General features: G+C 59.1%; 22 protein-coding genes. 10 read left to right on the forward strand and 12 right to left on the reverse strand.

What is annotated here, in order from left to right:
• Nucleotides 1-64 precede the first annotated feature (64 nt).
• Nucleotides 65-751: a rhomboid family intramembrane serine protease gene (locus ACR0NZ_RS09525; RefSeq protein ID WP_480518487.1), complete on the forward strand. Its 687-nt coding sequence runs from the start codon at nt 65-67 to the stop codon at nt 749-751.
• On the opposite strand, the gene murJ is transcribed toward ACR0NZ_RS09525, so the two are convergent.
• The 3 genes from murJ to ACR0NZ_RS09540 are packed head-to-tail and all read right to left on the reverse strand — an operon-like array spanning nt 752 to nt 6,241.
• Nucleotides 752-2,293, reverse strand: coding sequence for a murein biosynthesis integral membrane protein MurJ (murJ, locus tag ACR0NZ_RS09530; protein ID WP_480518489.1), 1,542 nt, complete (start codon nt 2,291-2,293; stop codon nt 752-754).
• Nucleotides 2,290-5,109: a [protein-PII] uridylyltransferase gene (locus tag ACR0NZ_RS09535; protein ID WP_480518491.1), complete on the reverse strand. Its 2,820-nt coding sequence runs from the start codon at nt 5,107-5,109 to the stop codon at nt 2,290-2,292. The genes murJ and ACR0NZ_RS09535 overlap by 4 nt, the downstream gene beginning before the upstream one ends.
• Complete coding sequence (locus ACR0NZ_RS09540; RefSeq protein WP_480475158.1) at nt 5,069-6,241, reverse strand: penicillin-binding protein activator; 1,173 nt, start codon at nt 6,239-6,241, stop codon at nt 5,069-5,071. Before ACR0NZ_RS09540 ends, ACR0NZ_RS09535 begins: the two co-directional genes overlap by 41 nt.
• 88 nt (nt 6,242-6,329) lie before the next feature.
• Between ACR0NZ_RS09540 and rsmI the strand changes: the two genes are divergently transcribed.
• The 3 genes from rsmI to gshB all read left to right on the forward strand — a co-directional run bounded on the left by rsmI (nt 6,330) and on the right by gshB (nt 8,554).
• Nucleotides 6,330-7,187: a 16S rRNA (cytidine(1402)-2'-O)-methyltransferase gene (rsmI, locus tag ACR0NZ_RS09545; RefSeq protein ID WP_480518493.1), complete on the forward strand. Its 858-nt coding sequence runs from the start codon at nt 6,330-6,332 to the stop codon at nt 7,185-7,187.
• A gap of 1 nt (nt 7,188) precedes the next feature.
• Nucleotides 7,189-7,560: a YraN family protein gene (locus tag ACR0NZ_RS09550; RefSeq protein WP_480494278.1), complete on the forward strand. Its 372-nt coding sequence runs from the start codon at nt 7,189-7,191 to the stop codon at nt 7,558-7,560.
• Nucleotides 7,561-7,621: 61 nt separating this feature from the next.
• Nucleotides 7,622-8,554, forward strand: coding sequence for a glutathione synthase (gene gshB, locus ACR0NZ_RS09555; protein WP_480518495.1), 933 nt, complete (start codon nt 7,622-7,624; stop codon nt 8,552-8,554).
• On the opposite strand, the gene ACR0NZ_RS09560 is transcribed toward gshB, so the two are convergent.
• The 4 genes from ACR0NZ_RS09560 to cobU are packed head-to-tail and all read right to left on the reverse strand — an operon-like array spanning nt 8,551 to nt 12,151.
• Nucleotides 8,551-10,065, reverse strand: a complete 1,515-nt coding sequence (locus tag ACR0NZ_RS09560; RefSeq protein WP_480494275.1) for a YifB family Mg chelatase-like AAA ATPase — start codon at nt 10,063-10,065, stop codon at nt 8,551-8,553. The genes gshB and ACR0NZ_RS09560 overlap by 4 nt on opposite strands.
• A 46-nt stretch (nt 10,066-10,111) precedes the next feature.
• Entirely contained in the window at nt 10,112-10,996 is an 885-nt protein-coding gene (locus tag ACR0NZ_RS09565) for a glutathione S-transferase (RefSeq protein ID WP_480518497.1), read from the reverse strand.
• Nucleotides 10,997-11,054: 58 nt separating this feature from the next.
• On the reverse strand, nt 11,055-11,633 hold the full coding sequence (locus ACR0NZ_RS09570; RefSeq protein ID WP_480475170.1) for a histidine phosphatase family protein: 579 nt from the start codon (nt 11,631-11,633) through the stop codon (nt 11,055-11,057).
• Nucleotides 11,630-12,151, reverse strand: coding sequence for a bifunctional adenosylcobinamide kinase/adenosylcobinamide-phosphate guanylyltransferase (gene cobU / locus ACR0NZ_RS09575; protein WP_480518499.1), 522 nt, complete (start codon nt 12,149-12,151; stop codon nt 11,630-11,632). Before cobU ends, ACR0NZ_RS09570 begins: the two co-directional genes overlap by 4 nt.
• A 100-nt stretch (nt 12,152-12,251) precedes the next feature.
• Here cobU and ACR0NZ_RS09580 point away from each other — a divergent pair, with 100 nt between their 5' ends.
• The 6 genes from ACR0NZ_RS09580 to ACR0NZ_RS09605 all read left to right on the forward strand — a co-directional run bounded on the left by ACR0NZ_RS09580 (nt 12,252) and on the right by ACR0NZ_RS09605 (nt 18,822).
• Complete coding sequence (locus ACR0NZ_RS09580) at nt 12,252-13,130, forward strand: RNA polymerase factor sigma-32 (RefSeq protein WP_480518501.1); 879 nt, start codon at nt 12,252-12,254, stop codon at nt 13,128-13,130.
• Nucleotides 13,127-13,951 carry a ChaN family lipoprotein gene (locus ACR0NZ_RS09585; protein ID WP_480518503.1) on the forward strand — a complete coding sequence of 275 codons (825 nt, stop codon included), beginning with the start codon at nt 13,127-13,129 and terminating at the stop codon, nt 13,949-13,951. The genes ACR0NZ_RS09580 and ACR0NZ_RS09585 overlap by 4 nt, the downstream gene beginning before the upstream one ends.
• 63 nt (nt 13,952-14,014) lie before the next feature.
• Nucleotides 14,015-15,211, forward strand: coding sequence for a bifunctional phosphopantothenoylcysteine decarboxylase/phosphopantothenate--cysteine ligase CoaBC (coaBC, locus tag ACR0NZ_RS09590; protein ID WP_480518505.1), 1,197 nt, complete (start codon nt 14,015-14,017; stop codon nt 15,209-15,211).
• A gap of 15 nt (nt 15,212-15,226) precedes the next feature.
• A complete protein-coding gene (dut, locus tag ACR0NZ_RS09595) occupies nt 15,227-15,682 on the forward strand; it encodes a dUTP diphosphatase (protein WP_480518507.1) in 456 nt (151 codons plus the stop codon).
• On the forward strand, nt 15,682-16,731 hold the full coding sequence (locus ACR0NZ_RS09600; protein ID WP_480518509.1) for a HesA/MoeB/ThiF family protein: 1,050 nt from the start codon (nt 15,682-15,684) through the stop codon (nt 16,729-16,731). Before dut ends, ACR0NZ_RS09600 begins: the two co-directional genes overlap by 1 nt.
• Before the next feature lie 75 nt (nt 16,732-16,806).
• The gene (locus ACR0NZ_RS09605; RefSeq protein WP_480518511.1) at nt 16,807-18,822 is read left to right on the forward strand and encodes a M3 family metallopeptidase; all 2,016 of its coding nucleotides are present in this window, start codon (nt 16,807-16,809) and stop codon (nt 18,820-18,822) included.
• A gap of 2 nt (nt 18,823-18,824) precedes the next feature.
• Here the strand turns inward: ACR0NZ_RS09605 and ACR0NZ_RS09610 are convergent, their stop codons facing one another.
• Genes ACR0NZ_RS09610 through mreC form a run of 5 tightly spaced genes read right to left on the reverse strand, consistent with a single transcriptional unit; the run spans nt 18,825 to nt 24,286 of the window.
• Entirely contained in the window at nt 18,825-19,757 is a 933-nt protein-coding gene (locus tag ACR0NZ_RS09610) for a 2-hydroxyacid dehydrogenase (RefSeq protein ID WP_480518513.1), read from the reverse strand.
• 15 nt (nt 19,758-19,772) lie between these two features.
• Complete coding sequence (rodA, locus tag ACR0NZ_RS09615; RefSeq protein WP_480475188.1) at nt 19,773-20,912, reverse strand: rod shape-determining protein RodA; 1,140 nt, start codon at nt 20,910-20,912, stop codon at nt 19,773-19,775.
• Entirely contained in the window at nt 20,909-22,858 is a 1,950-nt protein-coding gene (mrdA, locus tag ACR0NZ_RS09620; protein ID WP_480475190.1) for a penicillin-binding protein 2, read from the reverse strand. Before mrdA ends, rodA begins: the two co-directional genes overlap by 4 nt.
• The gene (locus tag ACR0NZ_RS09625) at nt 22,855-23,391 is read right to left on the reverse strand and encodes a rod shape-determining protein MreD (RefSeq protein ID WP_480518515.1); all 537 of its coding nucleotides are present in this window, start codon (nt 23,389-23,391) and stop codon (nt 22,855-22,857) included. Before ACR0NZ_RS09625 ends, mrdA begins: the two co-directional genes overlap by 4 nt.
• Nucleotides 23,384-24,286 carry a rod shape-determining protein MreC gene (mreC, locus tag ACR0NZ_RS09630; RefSeq protein ID WP_480475194.1) on the reverse strand — a complete coding sequence of 301 codons (903 nt, stop codon included), beginning with the start codon at nt 24,284-24,286 and terminating at the stop codon, nt 23,384-23,386. The genes ACR0NZ_RS09625 and mreC overlap by 8 nt, the downstream gene beginning before the upstream one ends.
• Nucleotides 24,287-24,339 lie beyond the last annotated feature (53 nt).

Raw genomic sequence — 24,339 nt, forward strand, 5'->3', positions numbered from 1 at the left:
AAATCAGCCCCCGTCGCTTACCCATGAGGCAAAGGGACGTCAACAGCCGCGAAAGGCCAGCCCAATGAGCAGTGAACATTACACACCGCCTGTGAACCCCCTGCCACCTGCCGTGGTGGCGCTGGTTCTGTTCATCATCGGGATAGAAATTGCCTTCACGCTGGGATCACGCGGGCTGGTTGGAGGACCAGCAGCGGTGGGCTGGCGGCTGGATGCGATCCAGCATTATGCGTTCTCGGCGGATATTTTCGACTGGATGGTACTGAACGGGCGCTGGCCATTCGAACATGTCATCCGCTTCGTGACCTACCCCTTCGTGTCCGCAAATTTCACGCAGGCGATTTTCGTCTGTGTTTTCGTGCTGGCGATGGGCAAAATGGTTGGCGAAGTGTTCGGCGGTTTCTCGATGCTGCTGATTTTTATCGTATCAGGCATTGGCGGCGCGCTTGCCTACGCTGTGTTACTGGACCCACGCTATCCGCTGATTGGAGGGTTCCCGCCGGTGTATGGCCTGATCGGCGCATTCACGTGGCTGTTGTGGCACAAACTGTCACTTGTAGGTGCAAACCAAGCACGGGCATTTCAATTGATTGCAGTCCTTATGGGCATACAGTTTCTTTTCGGCCTGATCTTTGGTGGCAACTGGGAATGGGTTGCCGATCTGGGTGGGTTTGCCACCGGTTTTGGCTTGTCTTTTCTTGTTGCACCGGGCGCGTGGTCCCGGATCGTCGGACGCATTCGCCGGGATTGATCAGGACCGGCGCAGAGTGTGTTTGAACTCCGACAGTTTGAAGGCGCCGAAGATATGACCCAGAAGGAAATATGAGACGGCAGCGACCATGATCAGGATCAGCAGTGCCAGATAACGCCAGCCGGGAACTTCCAACGCCCACCCGAACAGGTAGAGCGCGGCGTATAAGATCGCGCCCATCCCAAGCGAAGCGGCCACAATCCTGTTCGCCCGCTTTTTTAACCGGACATCGAAGCGTGCCTCTTCACCCATACGTCGTGAGCCCAAGGCCAGTAGCACAACCATCGCCCACCCGGCAGTCGATGCAGCAATTGCCGGTGCGATCCAGCCCACCAGTGGAAACAGACCAAACGCCAGAGCTGCGTTCACGATCATCGCAACAACCGCGTAGTGAAACGGGGAACGTGTATCCTCGCGCGCAAAAAACAGCGGTTGCAGCAATTTTTGCAACATGAAAGCCGGAAGCCCTACCCCGTAGATGGCAACCGCAAGGGCCGTGGCGGCCGTATCCTCGGGGCCGAACTGGCCGCGTTCGAACAGCACGGATACGAGGGGGGTTGGCATAACCACGAGGGCGACAGTCGAAGGCAGCGTCAGCAGCAGTGTGAACTCACCGGCCCGGGAAAAGGCATTGCGTGCGCCCTCTTTGTCATCCGCGCGCAAGCGGCGGGACAGGTCCGGCAACAAGACTATGCCGACAGCAATGCCTACAACACCCAAAGGCAACTGGTAGAGCCTGTCTGCGGCAAACAACCAGCTGACGGCCTTTTCGGTTTTCGACGCAACCAATTGCCCGACAACCAGATTGACCTGCGTGACCCCCATCGCCAGCGCGGCCGGGACTGCGATACGTACCATCCGTCGCATTTCGGGCGTCAGACGCGGCATGCTGGGGCGGATGTGGATGCCGGCGCGTTCGGTAGCAACCCAGACCAGCGCCAGTTGCGCGACACCGGCCACCGGAATGACCGGGATCAACCACCGGATCACTTCGCCGCCGGACATGGCACCGGCGATCAGGGCGGTGCAGGCGAAAATGTTCAGCAGAACAGGTGCAGCTGCCGCTGCCGCAAACCGCCCGGTTGCATTCAGAACACCAGAAAACAAGGCAGCCAGAGACATGAACAGGATGTATGGAAACACAACATATCCATAATCCACCGCCAGATCGAACCGTTCATCGCCGTAAAACCCTTCGGCGGTCAGCCACACCAGACCGGGCATGAAAACCATGGCCAGCCCGACCAGCGCCAGAACAGCCACGGCCAGAAGATTGAATGCGTCCTGCGCGAAACCCTGAGGGTCTTCGTCGGCTTCCAGTCGTTTGGAGAACATCGGCACAAAGGCCGCGTTAAATGCCCCCTCGGCGAAAAAGCGGCGGAACATGTTGGGCAGGCGAAAGGCAGCAACAAAGGCATCCATCACTGGGCCCGGTCCGATATAGGCCGTCAGCAGTATTTCCCGTAGAAACCCCAGAATTCGGCTGGCGAGCGTCCAGAAGCCGACCGTGAACAGGCCAGAGAACAACCGTATTTGCTTCATGAGGCCGCACGCTCGGCGCCTTCGGTGATTGCCGTGCGCAGCTTGGCCTCAAGCCCGCGCTGCTTGCTTTCCGAGTAATACTTCAAGCCAAACATATCCTTGACGTAGAACGTATCGACCACCTGTTCGCCATAGGTCGCGATCACGGCATTGGCGATATACACGTTCGCCGCGGCCAGGGTCCGGGTCAGATCAAACAGCAGGCCTGGGCGGTCGCGTGTGTCCACCTCGATGATTGTGTAGATTTCAGAGCCCTCATTGTCGAACGTGATATGAGTTGGCACGTTGAAAGCGCGTTCGCGTTTCTTGATCTTGTCACGCGACTTCAGCGCTTCCTTGGCGACGACTTCGCCGCGCAGGGTCTTGTGAATCATCTGCGTCAGGCGTGGAAGGCGCGATGCCTCGAACGGGTGCCCTTCGGCATCCTGAATCCAGAATGCGTCCGTCACGTAACCGTCTTTGGTGGTATAGCTTCGGGCATCGACGACATTCGCGCCGACTAGGGCCAGTGCCCCGGCGATGCGGGCAAAAATACCGGGGTGATCTCCCATGGCGAAACAGGCCCGCGTCGCATCACGGTCTTCATCAGGTTGCAGGCGAATTTCCATCGCGCCGGGATCGCCGCTTTGTTCCAGCGCGTACAGCATCTCGGCAAACTCGATATGCGTCGCAAGGTTCAGGCCCTGCCAATACGGGGCGTAGTGGCGCCCGGTCTCGACCTTGAGGTCAGCCTTGGACCAGTTGTCCAAGGCGCGGCGTAGCGCTGTTTTGGCCTCGGCCCCCCGGTTCGCCCGGTTCAGATCTTCCATACCGGTTTCCAGTGCACGCTTTGTTTCAGCATGCAGGGCGCGCAGCAAGGTGGCCTTCCAGTTGTTCCAGGTGGTCGGGCCAACACCGCGAATGTCACAAACCGTCAGAACCGTCAGCAAATCCAGCCGTTTGGTTGTCTGAACGGCTTTGGCAAAATCGCGCACCGTCCGAGGGTCGGAGATATCGCGTTTTTGCGCCATGTCGGACATCAGCAAGTGATAACGCACCAGCCATTCAACGGTTTCGGAATCCGATTTGTTCAGGCCGAGCCGAGGCGCCACCTTGCGCGCGATCTGTGCCCCAAGGATCGAGTGATCTTCGGGGCGACCTTTCGCAATGTCATGCAGAAGAAGCGCGACGTACAGCACCTTTCGGTTCACCCCGCCTTTCAGAATCGATGACGCCAGAGGCAGGGATTCGACCAGCTCTCCGCGTTCGATCTGGGCAAGATTGACGATGCATTGGATCGTATGCTCGTCCACCGTATAGCTGTGATACATATTGAACTGCATCATCGCCACGATGTGCTCGAACTCGGGTAGGAAAGCGGACAGCACGCCCAGTTCGTTCATACGTCGCAATGCACGTTCCGGGTTGCCGTGTTTCAACATCAGATCCAGGAAAATGCGCTGGGCTTCCTTGTCGCCGCGCATCTCGTCATCGATCAGATGCAGGTTCGCGCTCACCAGCCGCATGGCATCGGGATGGATCAGCATACCTGTCCGCAAACCTTCTTCGAACAGGCGCAGCAGGTTCACTTTGTCGGATAGAAATTTTTCAGGTTCCACCAGATCCAGACGGCCGTGAACCACCTTGTACCCTGCCTTGACCCGTCGACGCCTGCGGAAAATGCGTTCCAGCAACGGCGCACCTTTCATGTGCAGCGATTCGAGTTTGGTCAGGAAGATGCGCGTCAACTCACCCACGCGGGTGGCTTCGCGGAAATACCGCTGCATGAACACTTCGACCGCACGACGCCCGGCGCGGTCCTCGTACCCCATGCGCGCGGCAACCTCGACCTGCATGTCAAAGGTAAGCTGCTCGGTCGCACGACCGGTGACAAGATGCAGGTGCGAACGCACAGCCCAAAGGAATTCTTCGGCCTGAACAAAGGTCTTGAACTCTTCGGGTGTGAACAAGCCCAAAGGCACCAGTTCGGCCACGTCCTGAACGCCATAGACATATTTCGCGATCCAGTAGAGGGATTGCAAATCGCGTAGGCCGCCTTTGCCTTCCTTCACGTTGGGTTCGACCATGTAACGCTCGCCTTGTTTGTGGTGGCGTTCATCACGTTCGTGCAACTTTGCTTCGATGAACTCGCGTTCAGTTCCCTTGAACAGTTCGTCTTTCAGCCTTCGGTCCAACCCGTCCGCCAGCGCCTTGTCACCGGCCAGATAGCGTTGCTCCAACATCGCTGTGCGGATCGTGAAATCCTCGGCGCCTAGCCGCAGACAATCCTTGATCGTGCGTGAGGAATGCCCGACCTTCAGCCGCAAATCCCAAAGGATATAAAGCATCGACTCGATAACGCTCTCGGCCCATGCGGTGATCTTGTAGGGGGTGAGAAACAGCAGATCGACGTCGGAAAACGGCGCCATTTCCCCGCGCCCATAACCGCCAACAGCCAGAACGGCGATCTTTTCACCTTGGGTGGGCGTTGCAAGCGGATGCAGGCCTGTGCTTGAGACCAGCATCGCCGTCTCAACCAGTTGATCCGTCAGGTAAGTGTATGAGCGCGTGAGTGCCCGCGCGTCGAAAGGACGTTCGCCAAATGCCTCTGCAATGACCGCGCGGCCAGACTTTTGAGCCTCGCGCAGAATGCGCACCGTCTCGGACCGCATTTTGGTGTTGTCCGGGCAGGCCTCAAAGGCCTGAGCCAGTGCATCATTGACGGCAGTGCTGTCGAAGATGTCCCCGGCAGGGCAGATCAACGCGCTTTCGGGCACGTTGATCGCGCCAGTCAGATCAGAAACCGGCGCCAGAGAAGCTTTGTGGGGCAGGGTCAATCACAACCACCTGTTTGTTCTGGATCGTGGCAACTGCCAGACCGCGTTCGTTGGTGCCGTCCGGGCGCAGGCGGAAGATGCCGCCAACGCCCTGGAAACCGGCGTTCTGTGTCAGGGCCGAAGCGGTCAGGGCGTCTGATTTGCCCTGGCTGACCAAGGCACCAATTGCGGCGATACCGTCATAGGCCAGACCGCTGATTGGGTGCGGTGCTTCGCCGTAAGTTGCGTTGTAACGCTGACGGTAGGCTTGTGCCTTGGACGGGTCAGGTAATGCAAACCACCCCCCTTGAACCCCCGGAAGCTCCAGAGTTTGAGGAGGGATATCCCAACGTGTCAGGCCAATGTATTGCGTGGTTGCCGGAGAAACACCGGCCTCTGGCAGCAATTGCGAGAACAGCGGCAATGCCCCCGCCGTGGTCGCCGTCAGGAAGATCGAATCCGCGCCCGTCGAATCAACCGTGGCCTTGATCGTGGGAACCGCATTGATGACGCCCTGTTGCGACCGGTCGTATGCGACGGTCCCTGCATTGTTGACCCGGCTGTTCGCTATGGCATTGGCGATAGCGGACTGGCCCAGTTGTCCTGCGGCGTCGTTGCTGTGCACGACCACCGTGTTAACCTTGCCCTGACTGCCCGCATAATTCACCAGCCGGTTGGCCGTATTGTCAAAGGTCGGGCCCAATACAAAGACGTTGCCGCCTGCAATGCTGGCGTTGTTTGAAAACGAAAGAACGTTGACGTTCTTGCTCAGCACCGCCAACCCGGCAGCATTTGCTGCCTGGGCATATACCGGACCAATGATGATTTTTGCCCCGTCCGCAACAGCCTGCTGTGCAACGGCTGTCGCCGTGTTCGGGTTTCCGGCTGTGTCATAAACGCGTAAGTCGATCTGGACATTCGGCAAATCCGACATCGCAAGCCGCGCGGCATTCTCAAGGCTTTGCGCCAGCGCCGCATCACCAGATTGCGCAGATCCTCTGGGAACCAGCAAGGCGACAGGAACCGGCTTTGAGGTATTGATCGAGGGGCCTCCGCCAAGACCACCCGGTTCACAGGCAGCAAGAAACGCTGCGGTCGTCAGGGCAGCGGCGACTTTCGCCAGCTTGCTTACGGGCTTGCAAACGGTAAACATCTAAATGAAAACTCCCTGATCCGACGGCTGCGAATGCTTCTGTTCTGTTGAGCCGCGATAATAAACGTCACGCTGTGAGGGTCCAGCTTTGAATTTCCAAAAGATCAAGTTGGCTGCGGGCCTGTATTTTGTTGCCACTCCGATTGGAACAGCACGCGACATTACGCTCAGAGCCTTGGATGTTTTGGCCTCAGCCGATGTAATTGCGGCAGAAGACACCCGCAGTTTACGTCGCTTGATGGAAATACATGGCATCCCGCTGGAAGGCCGGCGTATCCAGGCCTATCACGACCACAGCGGCGCAGGCGCACGCGGCAAGATTATGGAAGCGCTGGCGCAAGGGCAATCGGTGGCCTACGCGTCCGAAGCGGGAATGCCGCTTATTGCCGATCCGGGCTATGATCTGGGCAAGCAGGCCGCAGAAGCCGGGTATACCGTGACCTGTGCCCCCGGCGCGTCTGCCGTTGTAACGGCCCTGACGTTGGCGGGGCTTCCCACCGACGCCTTCTTTTTTGCAGGCTTCCTTCCTAACGCAACCAAAGCGCGCCGCACCCGCATCGAGGCGTTGAAGGACATCCCCGGCACATTGGTGTTCTACGAATCTCCGAAACGCTTTGCCGCCTGTCTGTCGGACCTGGCTGAATGCCTGGGACCTGAACGGCAGGCTGCGCTTTGTCGAGAGCTAACGAAAAAGTTTGAAGAGGTCCGCCGCGGCAGCCTGTCCGAACTGGCAGCGGAGTATCGGGGCAAGACCGTCAAAGGCGAAATCGTCCTGTTGGTGGACCGCAGTCATTCGCAAAGTGTTAACGAATCCGACCTAGAAGAAGCTTTGAAACGAGCTTTGGAAAATCACTCGGTTCGGGATGCAGCGGATCTTGTATCGGAAATGTACGACCTGCCGCGCCGACCGATTTACCAGAAAGCTCTGAAATTGGGCAAGGGATGACATGGGGCGGCGTGAACGACAGGGTTCGATCTCATACCACGCTGGACAGGCCGCAGAGTCACAGGTCGCCGCAGATTACGAACGTCGGGGTTTTGCCATAGCGCATCGCCGCTGGCGGGGCGCTGGCGGAGAGATCGACCTGATTGCACGCGACGGCGACGGGCTTGTGTTCATCGAAGTTAAGAAAAGCACCAGCTTTGAAAAGGCCGCTGCCCGGATCAGCCGCAGGCAGATCGAACGAATCTATGCCTCTGCCGCTCAGTTCTTGGAAAACGAGCCGACCGGGCAGCTGACAAACGTACGCTTTGACGCGGCACTTGTGGATGGCTCTGGCGCTGTTCACATCATCGAAAACGCCTTTGGTTTTGGCTAAGCCCCATTGAACCCACAGGCGTGCTGGTCCATGTATCTGGCGGGAAACTGAGGGACATGCCATGAAAATCGCCTTTCAAATGGACCCGATCGGGGCCGTGGATATCAACGCCGACAGCTCATTCCGTCTGGCGGAAGAGGCACAGGCGCGCGGGCATTCATTGTTTTTCTACGGTCCGGATCACTTGGCCTATCAGCAAGGTCGCATCACCGCGCGAGGTCACGACATGACCGTGCAAAGGGTTGCCGGAGATCCTGCGGTTCTGGGCCCCGAACGTGAGGTGGATCTGGCCGATTTCGATGTCGTCTGGCTGCGTCAGGACCCGCCTTTTGACATGCATTACATCACGTCCACGCATTTGCTGGATCGTCTCAAGGGGCAGACGCTTGTCGTCAACGATCCGTTCTGGGTGCGCAATTACCCGGAAAAGCTGCTGGTGCTGGATTTCCCCGAACTGACCCCGCCAACAACGATTGCGCGCGACTTGCAGACGATCAAGGCGTTCAAGGAAAAGCACGGCGATATCATCCTCAAACCGCTTTACGGGAACGGCGGCGCGGGTGTGTTCCGGCTTGATGCCAATGACCGCAACCTGACTTCCTTGCATGAGCTGTTCACCGGATTCTCGCGCGAACCTTTGATCGTGCAGAAATTCCTGCCGGATGTCAGCAATGGCGACAAACGGGTGATCCTGGTGGATGGCGAAGCGGTCGGCGCGATTAACCGTGTACCAGCCGAAGGCGAAACGCGGTCGAACATGCATGTTGGCGGACGTCCGGAAAAGATCGGCTTGTCCGAACGCGATCTTGAGATCTGCGCGGCGATTGGGCCTCTGCTGAAGGAAAAGGGTCAGGTCTTTGTCGGAATTGACGTTATTGGCGACTATCTGACCGAGATTAACGTGACTTCACCGACTGGCATTCAAGAGCTGGAACGGTTTGATGGCGTAAATATTGCGGAAAAGATCTGGCAGGCCATCGAGGCCAGGCTTTAGGCCATAACCCGGGCAGAGATGCGAAAACTCAGTGCCTCGGCCACGTGTGGGCGGCGGATATCGGTCGCGCCGTCCAGATCGGCGATGGTGCGCGCCACCCTCAGGATTCTATGGAAGGCCCGGGCTGACAGGCCGAACCGATCCGCAGCTTTCAACAGCAGTTCTTTTCCTTCGGCATCGGGCGTGGCGATCTCTTCCAGTATTTTGCCTTCTGCGTCAGCGTTTTGTCGTAACTCCGGCGTGTCACGGAACCGGTCTGCCTGTATGGCACGCGCCCTTTCGACACGTGCTGCAACCGTCGACGAACTGTCGCCCGAAGGGGGCAGATCAAGGTCAATAAAGCCCACGGGCGGAACTTCGATCCGCAGATCGAACCTGTCCATCAAAGGGCCCGAGATTCGGTTCAGGTAATCTTCGCCACATCCCGGTGCCCGCGAACAGGCACGGGACGGGTCGGTCAGATAGCCGCATTTGCAAGGGTTGGCGGCGGCCACCAGCATGAAACGACAAGGGTACTTCACATGGGCGTTCGCGCGCGCCACCATGACTTCGCCGGTTTCAATGGGTTGGCGCAGGGTTTCCAGAACCGGCCGTGGAAACTCAGGGAATTCATCCATGAACAACACACCATTGTGGGCCAATGAGATTTCGCCCGGTTTGGCCCCTTTCCCACCACCAACTATGGCCGCCATCGAGGCCGTGTGGTGCGGTTCGCGGAACGGGCGTGTGCGGTTTATTCCGCCTTCATCCAGCAACCCGCATAGCGATTGGATCATCGACGTTTCCAGGGCTTCCACGGCTGTAAGCGGCGGTAGAATTCCGGGAAGCCGCGCCGCCAGCATGGATTTGCCCGATCCCGGCGTGCCGATCATGATCAGATGGTGACGTCCGGCGGCGGCGATTTCCAGGGCGCGTTTGGCGCGCTCCTGCCCTTTCACATCGCGCAGGTCGCGGTTGGACGGTGTCAGGTTCACTTCGCCGGGTTGTGCCGCTGGCAAAGGGGATTGGCCTGAGAAATGGCGCACGACCTCTCCAAGCGATCCGGCACCGATCACCTGAGTGGCATCGACCCAGGCCGCCTCGGCGCTGGAGGCGCGCGGACAAAGCAATGTGCGGTCTTCTGACGCGGCCGTCATCGCGGCGGGCAAAGCACCAACAACGGGCACCAGAGAACCGTCGAGTGACAACTCCCCCAATGCAACGGTGCTTTCCGCGGCATCGGCAGGGATGATGTCGAGCGCGGACAAAAGCGCGACCGCGATGGGCAGGTCGAAATGGCTGCCTTCTTTAGGAAGGTCGGCGGGGGACAGATTGATGGTGATCCGCTTGGACGGCAGCGCAATGGCCATCGCGTTCAGCGCGCTGCGGACGCGGTCACGCGCCTCGGACACGGCTTTGTCGGGCAGGCCCACGATGGAAAAGGCTGGCAGTCCGGGTGAGACCGCGCATTGCACCTCGACCGGGCGGGCATCAACGCCTTGAAAAGCAACGGTGTGGGCGCGGGCGACCATGGCAGTCCTGTTTTGGTTAACAGGACGTTGCTGCCACGGTTCTGGTTTAAGAGTCGTTAACGGCTGCGCGCATGGCCGCGAATTTGGGCCATGCTTCGGGATCGGCCACGGTTTTGTTCCGGCAGAATGGGTTGCAGAACCCCCAACATTGTCCATCTAGCTCCATGTACTCGGTCACAGGCTTGCCGGAATACGGGCAGGCGGCGTTGATTGACGGACCACCTGAAACCGGCTTCGCAGCAGATACACCCCCGACCGGCCAGGGGCCGGACGGTAAATCCTGCGCGTATGGGAAGGTGTCGTACACAACGGTCAATCCCATGGCGCGCCACTGTCTGACTATGGGATCAGAGAGCAATTCCATGCAATAAGCCCGGTTCGCCTCTGACACCGGCAGCCCATATCCTATAATCCGCGCAGCAACGGGTGTGTAGAAGACGTCTGCCAGTGAATAGGCACCAAATAACGGGCCTTGGTCTGCCCCTGACACGCTCCGCGCATGTGCCCAGAGTGTTTCAATCCTCTCCAGGTCTGACAAAGTCGCCTCAGACGGCGTAAAGCCTTGCCACACGTTGCGCAGCTGCATGGCGCATTCTCCACGCAGGGCGCTGAAACCGGCTACCATTTCGGCGCATAGCCAGCGGGCTGTTGCCCGGGCTGCGGCATCCGAAGGCCACAACCCGGCATCGGGGTGGCGTTCGGCCAGGGTTTCGGCCATCGCCAGGCTTTCCCCCACAACCGTTCCATCCGGCATGCGCAGGGCAGGGACAAGGCGGGCAGGGGCCAGCGGTTCCATGTCTTGCGCCATGGTGCCGGAATAGAGGCCGATCATGTGGCTGCGATAGGGCAGGTTGAATTTCTCAAGCATCAACCAGCCGCGCATTGACCAGCTGGAGAAGAGGCGATCGCCGATATAAAGGTCATAAGTCATGCGCGGACGATGCCTCAGCTTTGCGGACCGGTAAATCAGTGATTTGTGTTGGACCTGTTCACGGAAGGTGATTGATCGATCCGACAGTCCACACCCCGCCGTTGACAGCAATATCCGTAACGGAAAGGTTGTCGATCCGATGCGCAAAGGTCCGCTGCCCGTCCAGACCAAGGGCGCGTTGTACTTGCGTTAGGATTACGCCGAAATGCGCGACGATCACCAGATCGCGGCCCGTATGCGCGGACATAAGCGCGTCGATCGCGGAATCGACCCGGTCGCGGACCTCATTCCAGCTTTCACCTTGCGGTGGGCGGACATCACCGGGGTTGTCCCAATAGGCAAAAGCCAGCTCGGGGTCTTCGGCTTCAATATCGGCAAACCCGCGAAGCTCCCACTGACCGAAATGGATTTCCCGCAGGTTCGGGTGATGTGGCAGACGGTGACGCTGGCCCTGAATGGCCGAAGCAGTGTCAATTGCACGCGACAGGTCGGACGAAATCACAAATGCATCGGGTGGCAAATGATCGTGCAGGCGCTTCAGCGCTGCTGTATCGCTTAGATCAGCAGGCAGATCGGACCAGCCAACCATCGTCTTTGCATGCGTAGGCCCATGGCGAACAAGATGCAGTCGCGTCACGGCAGCTGCCCTTTCAGGACCAACGGCAACCCGGCGGTCACTTGCACCACCAGATCAGCCTGTGCCGCAAGTGCGATGTTCAGCCGACCCTGCGCTTCGCGAAAGCGACGGGCAAGCGGGTTATCGGGAACAATACCGTGCCCGACCTCGTTCGACACGATCACTACCTGCGCTGTACATGCGCGCAGGGCCTTTAGCAGGTCAGTTTGGACTGCCCCCAGATCGGTTTCGGCCAGCAAATGATTGCTGAGCCATATGGTGGCGCAATCTACCAGACACACCTGATCCGAGGATAGGCTGGACAGCACCGGTCCCAGGTCAAGAGGCTCTTCAATCGTGGTCCACCCGCCGCCCCGCTGTACCAGATGGCGATCAACCTTCTGCCGCATCTCGTCATCAAACACTTGTGATGTCGCTAGGTAAACTCGATTTTTCCCAGTGGAAACAACGAGGTTCTCGGCAAATGCCGACTTGCCCGAAGCAGCTCCACCCAGAATTAAGGTTAAATCTGACGTCACAGTACTTACCTAAAGATGATCCAATTGGTGCTGTTTTGCGTATCGGTCATAGGTCGGCATGGCAAGCCCGGCCAACGCCTGCAAAACAGGGGAGAGGTTTATGGCACTGGACAACGCGACAGATTTTTCGATGTCCCGGCAAGCGATGAAGGCCGAGTTGCTGGATGCGGAAACGGAACTGAAGCTGGCCTATGCCTGGCGTGACCAGCGTGACGAACAGGCACTGCACCGCCTGATCACAGCGTATATGCGGCTGGCAATTTCGATGGCGGCCAAGTTCAAACGCTATGGCGCGCCGATGAATGACCTTATCCAAGAGGCCGGTCTGGGATTGATGAAGGCCGCAGACAAGTTCGACCCTGATCGCGGCGTGCGGTTTTCGACTTATGCGGTGTGGTGGATCAAGGCGAGCATTCAGGACTATGTGATGCGGAACTGGTCCATGGTGCGAACGGGGTCCACCTCGGCGCAGAAATCGCTGTTTTTCAACATGCGTCGGGTTCAGGCCCGCCTTGAACGCGAGGCCGTGACCGAAGGTCTTGAATTGGATCGCCACCAGCTGCATCAGATGATTGCCACGGAAATCGGGGTTCCTCTGCGCGACGTTGAACTGATGGAAGGTCGGCTGTCAGGGTCAGATTTTTCTCTGAACGCGGTGCAATCCGCCGACGAAGACGGGCGTGAATGGATCGATGCGCTGGAAGATGAACGTGAACAGGCCGCCGAAGCAGTTGAACACACCCACGATACCAAACAATTGCGCCAGTGGTTGCTGATCGCGATGAACGCACTGAATGACCGCGAGCGGTTCATTGTGCGCGAACGCAAACTGCGCGAGCCTGCGCGGACACTGGAAAGTCTCGGCGTCGAGTTGGGTCTGTCCAAGGAACGCGTGCGACAGCTTGAGGCTGCGGCGTTCGCAAAAATGCGCAAGAACCTTGAAGCCCAGTCGAGCGAGGTGCAACACTTCATCGCATGAAACAGCTTGCGATTCTTGCCTGTGTTCTGGGCCTTACGGTTACAGCAGCGCGACCCGGACTGGCGGAAAATCTTATTTCTGATGATGTGGCTCTCGCGATGCGGGATGCGGATGTGGTCATTCTGGGAGAGGTTCACGACAATCCCCGCCACCACCTTATTCAAGCTGAGGCGATTATGAAAATCTCACCTTCGGCTGTTGTCTGGGAGATGGTTACCGAAGAAGGCGCGCAACGGCTGGCGCAAAAAGCCGTGTCCAACCCTGAAGAGTTGAGCCGCATTCTGCAATGGGCAGAAAGCGGTTGGCCACCTCTTAGGCTGTATTATCCGGTGTTCAAGGCCTCCGGCGCGCCGGTTTACGGGGCCATGGTGCCGCGTGCTGCCGCGCGGGCCGCGATGGAACGCGGAGCAGCCACCGCGTTGGGTGCAGATGCGGCGCGCTATGGTTTGACTGTACCGCTGACGCCTGAGGAGCAGGAGGCGCGTGAGGCGGATCAACTGGCTGCGCATTGCGATGCTCTCCCGCCCGAAATGTTACCCCAGATGGTTGCGATCCAGCGACTGCGCGATGCTGTGCTGGCTCGCGCCGTGATGCGCGCGATGGAAGAAACGGGTGGCCCGGTTGCCGTGATCACTGGGAACGGACATGCGCGCAAAGACCGAGGTATCCCGACATATCTTGAACGGCTTCAACCCGGATGGAAGGTGGTCTCGGTCGGACAGTCTGAGGACGATATTATCGATGGCGACTTTGATCTCGTAATCGATAGCCCCACAGTAGAGCGTGAAGACCCCTGTGTGGCGTTTCAGGTTCAGAATTAATCGCTGGAACAACCTGCTGGCCTTGCCTAATGTCGGGGCCGACCGGGACAGGAAGGGCTGAACATGCTGTCATCCAAACGCATTCTGCTGATCATTGGCGGCGGCATTGCGGCCTACAAATCGCTGGACCTGATCCGCAGGCTGCGTGAGCGTGGCGCAGCCGTGACGCCTGTGCTGACGCGTGCGGCAGAGGAATTTGTAACACCTCTGTCCGTGTCTGCTCTTGCCTCAGAAAAGGTCTATGGCGATCTGTTCGATCTGACCGCCGAGGCCGAGATGGGCCATATCCAGCTGTCACGCTCTGCCGATCTGATTGTTGTGGCCCCCGCAACCGCGGACCTGATGGGCAAGATGGCCGGGGGGTTGGCAAATGATCTGGCATCGACCCTTCTGATGGCGACGGACACGCCTGTTCTGTGTGCGCCCGCGATGAATGTACGCATGTGGGAACACCCGGCGACGCGACGCAACCTGAAGCAGCTTCAAGCGGATGGCGTGCGCTTTGTTGGCCCAAACGAAGGTGATATGGCCTGCGGTGAATATGGCCCCGGACGCATGTCGGAACCGCTGGAAATCGTCGCGGCGGTTGAGGCGCAGCTTGCGGCAGGACCCTTGGTGGGAAAGCGCGTGCTGGTGACGTCGGGCCCGACGCATGAGCCGATTGATCCGGTCCGGTATATCGCGAACCGCTCTTCCGGGGCGCAGGGCTCGGCCGTGGCACAGGCGCTTGCGGATTTGGGGGCCGAGGTGATCTTTGTCACGGGCCCTGCTGACGTACCGCCACCGGCGGGTGTGCAGGTCGTGCCGGTCGAGACAGCGCAACAGATGTCGGACGCGGTTGATGCGGCGCTGCCCGTCGACGCGGGCGTGTTTGCGGCGGCGGTGGCAGATTGGCGCGTGGCCAGTGCGTCGGACAAGAAACTGAAGAAAAGCCGCGACGGTCTGCCGGTTCTGGAATTTGCCGAGAACCCCGACATTCTCAGACGCGTCTCGCGGATGGAAAATGGGCGCCCACCTTTGGTTGTCGGCTTTGCAGCCGAGACCGATGACGTGATCGAACATGCCACCGCCAAGCGACTGCGCAAAGGCTGTGACTGGATTGTTGCCAACGATGTCAGCCCTGCCACCGGGATCATGGGCGGGTCCGAGAATGCAGTTATCCTGATCTCGGACAGCGGAGCCGAAGAATGGCCGCGTATGGGCAAGGCCGAGGTTGCGCGGCGGTTGGCAAGCAGGATCGCAGACGCGTTGGCGGGCTGAAGGAAAGGCAAAACCATGGTTGCAATTCGAGTGATCCGCGAAGACGGGGCAGACCCCGCCGTGGCGCTTCCGTCCTACGAAACTGCGGGTGCTGCTGGCGCGGACGTGCGTGCCAATTTGCCCGAGGGGGCTTCGATTATGCTGGAGCCCGGACAGCGGGCGCTAGTGCCGACCGGTCTGCGCATTGAAATCCCGCAGGGATACGAGGTTCAGGTCCGTCCCCGCTCGGGCCTTGCACTGAAACATGGGATCACGCTGCCCAATACGCCGGGCACCATAGACAGTGATTATCGCGGACCTCTGGGGGTGATCGTGATGAATGCCGGTCAGGAACCGTTCGAGATTGCTCATGGCGATCGTATCGCGCAGCTGGTAGTTGCCCCTGTTGTGCAGGCGGCATTCGAACTGGCTGAGGCATTGGGTGAAACAGATCGCGGGGCTGGTGGTTTCGGCTCGACCGGGCGCGGCTGATGCTGCTGGTTCTTGTTCTGGCAGCTGGGCTATGGGGCGTCGGCTATATCGCGGGCGCGTCAAAAACCGCGCGTGTGGTGTCGGTGAGTGTGTTGTTGGTCGGGGTGATCCTGTCTCATCTGATCTTTCCGGATGGGCATCCCCTGCGCGAAGCAACCGGTGGGTCCGCGGCACTGTGGCTGATCCTTGCAGGTTTCGCTGCCATCGTTTTGCTATATGGCCGTGTGCTGAAGGCCCTTCGCAACCGTGCAGTAAAGGCCTCCAAACCGGAATCTACCTTGCCCTCTGACCGTTTCACTGAAACCGAGCTGAACCGGTATGCCCGCCACATCGTGCTGCGCGAATTGGGCGGGCCGGGTCAGAAAAAGTTGAAACAAGCCCGTGTTCTGGTGATCGGTGCGGGAGGTTTGGGCGCCCCGGCGCTGCAATACCTGGCGGCCGCAGGTGTGGGTACAATCGGGGTCATTGACGACGACATAGTCGAGAATGCGAACCTTCAGCGGCAGGTGATCCACCGCGATGCAGATATCGATATGCCCAAGGTCTTTTCCGCCCAGCAAGCGATGGAGGCGCAGAACCCGAATGTGCTGGTTCTGCCCTTTCATCGCAGATTGAGCGATGAAATCGCGGCAGATCTTTTTGCCGACTTCGATCTGATCCTTGACGGTACGGATAATTTTGAGACCCGCTATCTGGCCAACCGGACTGCCGCCGCGCTGGGCAAGCCACTGATTTCGGGGGCCTTGTCGCAGTGGGAAGGGCAGCTCAGCGTGTTTGACCCAGCCAATGGCAGCCCGTGCTATCAGTGTATCTTTCCCGAAGCCCCGGCCCCCGGTCTGGCCCCGTCCTGCTCCGAGGCCGGTGTGATTGGCCCGTTGCCGGGCGTCGTCGGATCGATGATGGCGGTTGAGGCGATAAAGGTGATCACGGGCGCTGGCATGGCGCTGCGGGGTGAGATGCTGATCTACGACGCCCTATATGGTGAAAGCCGCAAGATCACACTGACCCGCCGTGCCGATTGCCCCATCTGCGGTACCGCAAGCGATTAACCTTTCTTAACGTGGGCTGGGGGTTCTGGAACACCCGGCCATGGCGAACTAGCTATAGGGTCAAAGGAGATCCGCATGACCAACCCGATCCTGTCCAACTGGACCACCCCATTCGAAATAGCCCCTTTCGCCGATATTTCGGATGATGATTTTGCCCCGGCTCTGGATCAGGCGATGACCGCGCATAACGCCCAGATCGATGCGATTGCAGCAAATGCAGAGGCCCCTACTTTCGCCAACACAGTCGAAGCCCTCGAGGCTGCGGGCGAGCAGCTGGACAAGGTTCTGTCGGTCTTCTTCACCGTTGCAGGCGCAGACAGCAACCCAAAGCTGGAAGAGTTGCAGCGCGCGTTTTCACCCAAGCTTTCGGCGCATTTCTCGGGAATTTCCTCGAACAAGGCGCTGTTTGAACGCGTTGCCGACCTTTGGGCACGGCGCGATGACCTGAACCTGACCGAGGAACAGGCACGCGTTCTGATGCTGACCCATCGAGGTTTTGTTCGTGCAGGTGCGGCGTTGGACGGGGAGGAAGACGCTCGTATGCAAGAAATCAAGTCGCGCCTCGCCTCGTTGGGGACATCCTTTACCCAGAACCTGCTGGCGGATGAGCGGGATTGGTTCATGGACCTGACCGAACAAGATCTGCAGGGCCTGCCGGATTTCGTTGTGAATGCGGCGCGCGCTGCTGGTGTGGAAAAGGGCGCGGGGGGGCCGGTTGTTACTCTGTCCCGGTCGCTGATCGTGCCGTTTCTTCAGTTTTCACCTCGTCGGGACCTGCGCGAAAAAGCATATCGCGCCTGGGCTGCCCGCGGGGCGAATGGCGGCGAGACCGACAATCGCGAGATCGCGGCTGAGATTCTGGGTTTGCGTGAGGAACGCGCCAAGCTGTTGGGTTATGACAGTTTCGCCGATTACAAGCTGGAAACCGAGATGGCGCGCACGCCGGACCGGGTGCGTAAGCTGTTGATGCAGGTGTGGGAACCTGCCAGGGCCCGCGCCGATGCGGACGCAGAAATCCTGACCCGGATGATGCAGGACGACGGCGTCAACGGCCCGCTGGAAGCATGGGACTGGCGCTATTATGCTGAAAAGCGGCGTAAGGCGGAACATGATCTGGATGAGGCGGAACTGAAACCCTACCTACAACTTGACCGAATGATCGAGGCATCGTTTGCTTGCGCAAATCGCCTGTTCGGGCTGGAATTCAAGCCTTTGAACGTGCCGCTTTATCACCCTGATTGCCGCGCGTGGGAGGTTACACGCAACGGTCGGCACGTCGCCGTGTTCATCGGTGACTACTTTGCACGGGGGGCAAAGCGATCAGGTGCCTGGTGCAGCGCGATGCGGGCACAGGCCAGATTCCCGAATGAACAGGCACCGATTGTCATCAATGTCTGCAACTTCGCCAAGGGTGATCCGGCACTGCTGTCTTATGACGATGCACGCACCCTGTTCCACGAATTTGGCCACGCCTTGCACCAGATGCTGTCCAATGTGACCTACGAAAGCATCTCGGGTACCTCGGTTGCGCGCGATTTTGTCGAACTGCCCAGCCAGCTTTATGAACACTGGCTGGAAGTGCCCGAAGTTCTGGCCGAGTTTGCCACCCATGCCGAAACGGGCGAGCCGATGCCGCAAGAGATGCTTGAAAAAGTGCTGAATGCTGCCAATTTCGACCAGGGGTTCCAGACGGTGGAATATGTCGCCTCGGCCCTTGTTGATCTGGCCTTCCACGATGGCGACGCCCCAGCAGACCCGATGGCAAAACAGGCCGAGGTTCTAGCCGGGTTGGGGATGCCGCAAGCCATTGGAATGCGCCATGCCACGCCCCACTTTGCGCATGTATTCGCAGGCGATGGCTATAGCTCGGGCTATTACAGTTATATGTGGTCCGAGGTGATGGATGCTGACGCCTTTGCCGCCTTCGAAGAAGCAGGTGGCGCCTTCGATCCCGAACGGGCCAAAGCGCTGGAAGATAGTATCTTGTCCACCGGCGGTTCGCGCGAGGCAGAGGACCTGTATCTTGCGTTCCGGGGGCGATTGCCGGGCGTGGATGCCCTGCTAAAAGGCCGCGGTTTGATTGCGGCGTGACGTCAGTAGCCCAGCGTGCGGTCGACCAGGTGCACAAAGGGCTCACCGGCTTCGCCACGCCGGATGTTTTCGCAAATGACCTGTGCGGCAGTGACAGGGCGTGTCTCGGACGCTATGTGAGGGGTCACGGTGACATTCGGATGCGCCCAATAGGGGTGGTCGGCGGGCAAGGGCTCGACACGAAACACATCCAGCGTTGCGTGGCCCACCTGACCCGAGTTCAGGGCATTCAACAGCGCATCATCATCAATCAGCGGCCCGCGTCCCGGGTTGATGATCCGCGCACCTTTGGGCAGCAGGGCCAGCGTTTCCGCATTCAGCGCATTTTCAGTGGCAGTAGTATCGGGCAGCAACAGTACTACAATTTCTGCGTGAGAAAGCGCCTGGCGCAACCCTTCGGCACCATGCAGGCATGTTACACCGGGAATGTCCCTGGCTGTACGGCTCCAGCCTGAGACCCGAAACTCAAGCGCTGTCAGCGCGCGGGCCACGGCTTCGCCCAATGCACCAAGCCCCAGAATACAAACGTTGCGCTCTTGCGCCAGCGGTGGGATGTCTGGGGTCCAGACACCGTCCTGTACCATGATGTGCCGGTCCATCCCCAGATGGTAGCGCAGCACGTGGCCAACCACCCACTCGATCATACCCTGCGTCAGACCGTGATCCACCATCCGCGCCAGCGGAACGGTCAGTGTTTCGTTACCCACGATTTTTTCGACCCCGGCCCAAAGGCTCAGCACCGCTTTCAGGCGCGTGAAAGGTCTGAAATCCTGTACCCCTCCGTTTGGGGCGTAAACAACGTAGTCGACCTGATCCGGTTCGAACTCGGTTCCAAGCTGAACGTCCAGACCCGCCTCATCAAGATATTGTGTCAGCAGCGGCTCATACACCGGCCATAGGGCAGGGCGCGCGGAAAACAGGACGTTCACAGACATCAGAGACCTTTCAGATCAACGGGGGCGGTGAATATGGGCGCTTTGGACGATGCCAAAGGCTGCCATTAGAACCAGCATGGCCGAGCCACCATAGCTGACCATCGGCAATGGTACACCCACGACAGGAGCCATGCCCATCACCATCGACATGTTGACGGCAAAAAACAGGAAGAAGTTCAGCGCGATACCCAGCGTGACCAGAGATGAAAACCGGTCCTTGGTTGCCAGGGCCGTGACCATGCAGAAAACCAGAATCAAGGCATAAAGGGTCAACAGGGTCGTTCCCCCGACAAACCCGAACTCTTCGGCCAACGTCGTGAAAATGAAATCGGTATGCTTCTCGGGCAGGAAGTTCAGGCGGGACTGCGTGCCTTGCATGAAACCACGCCCGTTCCATCCCCCGGACCCCAAGGCAATCTTGGACTGGGTAATGTGGTATCCGGCCCCCAATGGGTCGGTGGACGGGTCCAGAAAGGTGTCGATGCGCCGAAACTGATAGTCCTTCAGCAATTGCCAGTCGGTCCCACGGCTGTTGAAAACAGTGGCGATCAGACCCACGACAGCAGCAATAACGGCGGCAAAATAGGCCCAGTGAACCCCTGCCAGAAACATCAACCCACCTCCTGCGGCCAGAAGCAGGATAGATGTGCCGAGATCGGGCTGTTTCAGAACCAGCAATGTAGGCAGGATGATCAGGACAACCGGGATAAGAACCCAAAGCGGGCGGGATGTTTTATGCGAGGGAAGCCAGTCGTAATAGGCCGCAAGCAACATGACCAGCGTGACTTTCATGACCTCCGAGGGTTGCAGGCGCATGAACCCAAGGTCGATCCAGCGCTGCGCACCCATTCCGATGGTGCCGAACAGTTCAACAAATACCAGCAAAGCCACCGAGCCGAGATAGGCCAGCACCGACATGTTGCGCCAGAACCAGATCGGAACCAGTGCGATGATGAACATCACTGCCAGACCAAGCCCGAAACGTTCCATCTGCGGCTCGGCCCAGGGCGTCCACGAACCGCCCGCAACGGAATACAACATCAGAAAGCCCGCGCTGGCGGTGCTGATCAACAGCAACGTCAGCGGCCAGTTCATATACAGGAATTTGCGAAACCCCGACGGCGTGGATTTGACGGCATATTCAAGATAGCTCATGCACGGTCCTTTCCATCCGGTCGCGCCTTGGGGCGTTTTTCACCCTCCAGCCGTTTTTGCTGTTCTTTGATGTGTTCGCGGTCGGCGACGGGGTAGGCTTCAAGCGGCGGAGTGCCGTCATAAAGAGCTTGCAGCATGATGTCGCGTGCAATCGGGGCTGCGGCCGTGGACCCGCCGCCGCCATGCTCAACAACCACGGCTACGGCGTATTTCGGGTTATCAAACGGTGCAAAGCAAACGAACAGTGCGTGGTCGCGGCGTTCCCACGGCAGGTCCTCGTTGCGGATCACGCCTGCCGCCCGTTCGGCCTTGGTTATGTTTCGAACCTGGCTGGTTCCGGTTTTCCCTGCCATCCGGAACTCATCCGCGATGATGCGGCTTCGATATGCCGTGCCCCGCCTGTCATTCGAGACCGAGAACATGGCCTTGCGGACCTGTTCCAGATTGTAGGAATTGAGGCCCAGTGGTTCTCCGGCGCCCGAGGGTTGTTCAACACCGTCGATCGAGCGCACCAGGCGCGGCGTGACTGCACGACCGGTGGCGATGCGGGCGGTCATCACAGCCAGTTGCAGCGGCGAAGCCAGCATGAAGCCCTGACCGATGGACGCGTTTGCCGTATCGCCCACAAGCCACTCCTGACCATACGCGCGCTGCTTCCATTCCTGATTGGGGGCCAGCCCATCTGCCACTGCAGACATCGGGATATCATGCTTGACCCCCAGTCCCAAAGTGCGGGCCATGTCAGAGATCTTGTCGATGCCAACCCGCAGAGCCACGTCATAGTAATAGACATCGCAGCTGCGTTTCAGCGAGAGGTTGAGGTCGACCGTCCCGTGCCCACCACGTTTCCAGCAATGGAAGCGACGACTGCCGACCTTCAGGTGCCCGGGGCAGTACACGGTGTTGCCGGGGGAGACTACGCCAGCTTCCAACGCGGCCAGCGCGGTGACCATCTTGAAGGTCGATCCCGGAGGATATGTGCCTTGCACGGACTTATTCGCCAGCGGACGATACTTGTCTTCTGTCAGTGCCCGGTAATCGGCGACCGAAATGCCGCGAACAAACAGGTTCGGATCAAAACTGGGTGCCGAGGCGACCGCGCGCAGGTCGCCGGTTTCGCAGTCTATGACAACTGCGGCCGCACTTTCGCCCGCCAGTCGCGCCTGTGCATATTGTTGCAGTTCAGCGTCGATGGACAGTTGCAGATCTGCCCCGGGTTGTCCTTCCTGCCGGTCAAGCTCGCGCATGACACGCCCCGTCGCGTTGACCTCGACCCGCTTTGCACCGGCTTTGCCGCGCAGTTCGATTTCCTGCTTTGCCTCAAGGCCGACCTTTCCAATCTGGAATCTTGGGATGCGCAATACCGGCTCAGGGTCTTCGATTTTGCTGAGGTCATAGTCGCTGACCGGGCCGACATAGCCGACGATATGGGCGAAATCCTCGTATCGTGGGTATTGCCGCGTCAGGCCGACCTCGGGCGTTACGCCCGGCAGCGCCGGAGCATTGACCGCAACCTTCGAGATATCCTCCCACGTAACCTGATCCGCCAGCGTCACCGGCAGAAACGGGGCCGAGCGGCGCATTTCAGTCCTGGCGCGCTCGATCTCATCTTCGTTCAGAGGGATCAGTTCCGACAGTTTGGCGATGACTTTTTCCACGTCATCGGCATCCTCACGCACAATGACGATGCGATAGGAAGGTGAGTTCTGGCCGATGATCTGACCGTTCCGGTCATAGATACGCCCACGGGTCGGCGGGATAAGCCGGATGTTGATGCGGTTTTCTTCGGCCAACAGGCGATATTCGTCGGCCTGTTCTACCTGCATGAACCGCATTCGTGCCGCCAGACTGCCTATGAACACCGCCTGTAGACCACCCAGCAACAGCGCTCTGCGTGGCAGACGCTTATAGGCAAGGCCCTGGGATTTGGGTTTGCGCTGTTTCATGTCCGGCTTCTCACAGCGCTGACATCAGCAGCGGATATGCGGCGGACCCCCAACGCGCTTTGGCTAAGCAACACGACCAACGGGTAGACAGCGACCGTCAGCACAAGCTGAACCACGACCGGCCCCATTGCAGCCTGCTGCACGGACATCACCGATAGTACTAACCTGTTCATCAAGATGACCGCCGTGATCACAATGCCGACAGACATCCACTCCCCGGCAAATCCCGCATCCCTCATACCCAAAGCCGCTGACCGCAGATAGGCCGACCCGACTACGGTCAGCGCTGCCAATAGACCCGGTGGACGTTGCAGCAGAAAGTCGGCCATCAGCATGACAAGCGCGACCAAAACAGTCGGGACGTAATCGGGCCGCCGCAACACCCAGGCAAAAGTCAGGGCAATCAGGACGTCGGGAAAAGGCCAACGATCGGGTTGAGCGTCCAATGGCAACAGGTGCAGAAACAGCACAGCAAAAGCCAGCAAGGCATAAAGGCTGCGCATGGCCCAGATTTGCGAAGTCGGTCTATCCATCGCTGACCTCATCCGGGGTCAATGCCACCTCTGGGCGGGTGGGGCCTACGATACTGCCCGGATCCTGAATGGGCGGAGCCGAGTGAAACCGCAGAACCCTGAGAAACTCGAGCCTTTCGAAATCTGCCGACAGTCGGACCCGCAGGCGCCCCCCGGGGTCTGCCGCGATTTGACCGATCAGCAGGCCCGCAGGAAACACGCCGCCATCACCCGAAGTGATCACCCGGTCGCCGGGGCGAACCAACTCGCGGTTCTCAAGAAACTCCACCGCGGGCGCGGGGTTGTTGTCGCCTTTGATTAGAGCGGTCTGCCCAGAAGGTTGAATGGTTGCGGGAATGGCGCTGGTCGCGTCCGTCACAAGGATCACGCGTGCCGTGTCAGGGCCAACACCTGATATCCGTCCCACCAGGCCAATGCCGTCCATCGTGGCCCATCCATCTACGATCCCGTCACGCTCTCCGACATTCAGCAGAACGGATTGCCGGAATGGCGACCCGCTGTCTGCCATGACAACGCCGGTGATGTAGGTCAGACGAGGGTCAAGGCGGACATTGTTCAGATCTAGAAGTCGCGCGTTTTCCTGTTCAAGCTGCAAAGCAGCCTCTTTCCAGGCGCGCATTAGGCGCAGTTCGCTACGCAGTTCCCTGTTTTGCTCGGTCAGGCGCTGATAGCTTTGGAAGTCACGCACCAGATTGACGGCGGCAGTCACCGGGACCATGGCCCATTCCATCGATGGTACAACCGTATCCACGATTCGCGCGCGGAACCGTTCTACACGCGGGCTGTCGATCCGCCACAAAAGGAAGATACCAAGCAGGCACAGCACAACGATCCCCAGCAACAAGCGTCGCAGGGGGGGCGTGTACTCATCGCGCTGTGATCGGTCTTTTGCCAGAGGTTACCTTCCCGTGCTGCTCGCGCCGATATAACCCTATCTTCCGAGGGTGC

Source organism: Ruegeria sp. AE3 (assembly GCF_056542225.1).

Coding starts and splice junctions, on each gene's coding strand:
- ACR0NZ_RS09525 (WP_480518487.1), top strand. CDS start 65: ATGAGCAGTGAACATTACACACCGCCTGTGAACCCCCTGCCACCTGCC.
- murJ (WP_480518489.1), bottom strand. CDS start 2,293: ATGAAGCAAATACGGTTGTTCTCTGGCCTGTTCACGGTCGGCTTCTGG.
- ACR0NZ_RS09540 (WP_480475158.1), bottom strand. CDS start 6,241: ATGTTTACCGTTTGCAAGCCCGTAAGCAAGCTGGCGAAAGTCGCCGCT.
- ACR0NZ_RS09550 (WP_480494278.1), top strand. CDS start 7,189: ATGGGGCGGCGTGAACGACAGGGTTCGATCTCATACCACGCTGGACAG.
- gshB (WP_480518495.1), top strand. CDS start 7,622: ATGAAAATCGCCTTTCAAATGGACCCGATCGGGGCCGTGGATATCAAC.
- ACR0NZ_RS09560 (WP_480494275.1), bottom strand. CDS start 10,065: ATGGTCGCCCGCGCCCACACCGTTGCTTTTCAAGGCGTTGATGCCCGC.
- ACR0NZ_RS09565 (WP_480518497.1), bottom strand. CDS start 10,996: ATGACTTATGACCTTTATATCGGCGATCGCCTCTTCTCCAGCTGGTCA.
- ACR0NZ_RS09580 (WP_480518501.1), top strand. CDS start 12,252: ATGGCACTGGACAACGCGACAGATTTTTCGATGTCCCGGCAAGCGATG.
- ACR0NZ_RS09585 (WP_480518503.1), top strand. CDS start 13,127: ATGAAACAGCTTGCGATTCTTGCCTGTGTTCTGGGCCTTACGGTTACA.
- coaBC (WP_480518505.1), top strand. CDS start 14,015: ATGCTGTCATCCAAACGCATTCTGCTGATCATTGGCGGCGGCATTGCG.
- dut (WP_480518507.1), top strand. CDS start 15,227: ATGGTTGCAATTCGAGTGATCCGCGAAGACGGGGCAGACCCCGCCGTG.
- ACR0NZ_RS09600 (WP_480518509.1), top strand. CDS start 15,682: ATGCTGCTGGTTCTTGTTCTGGCAGCTGGGCTATGGGGCGTCGGCTAT.
- ACR0NZ_RS09605 (WP_480518511.1), top strand. CDS start 16,807: ATGACCAACCCGATCCTGTCCAACTGGACCACCCCATTCGAAATAGCC.
- ACR0NZ_RS09610 (WP_480518513.1), bottom strand. CDS start 19,757: ATGTCTGTGAACGTCCTGTTTTCCGCGCGCCCTGCCCTATGGCCGGTG.
- rodA (WP_480475188.1), bottom strand. CDS start 20,912: ATGAGCTATCTTGAATATGCCGTCAAATCCACGCCGTCGGGGTTTCGC.
- mrdA (WP_480475190.1), bottom strand. CDS start 22,858: ATGAAACAGCGCAAACCCAAATCCCAGGGCCTTGCCTATAAGCGTCTG.
- ACR0NZ_RS09625 (WP_480518515.1), bottom strand. CDS start 23,391: ATGGATAGACCGACTTCGCAAATCTGGGCCATGCGCAGCCTTTATGCC.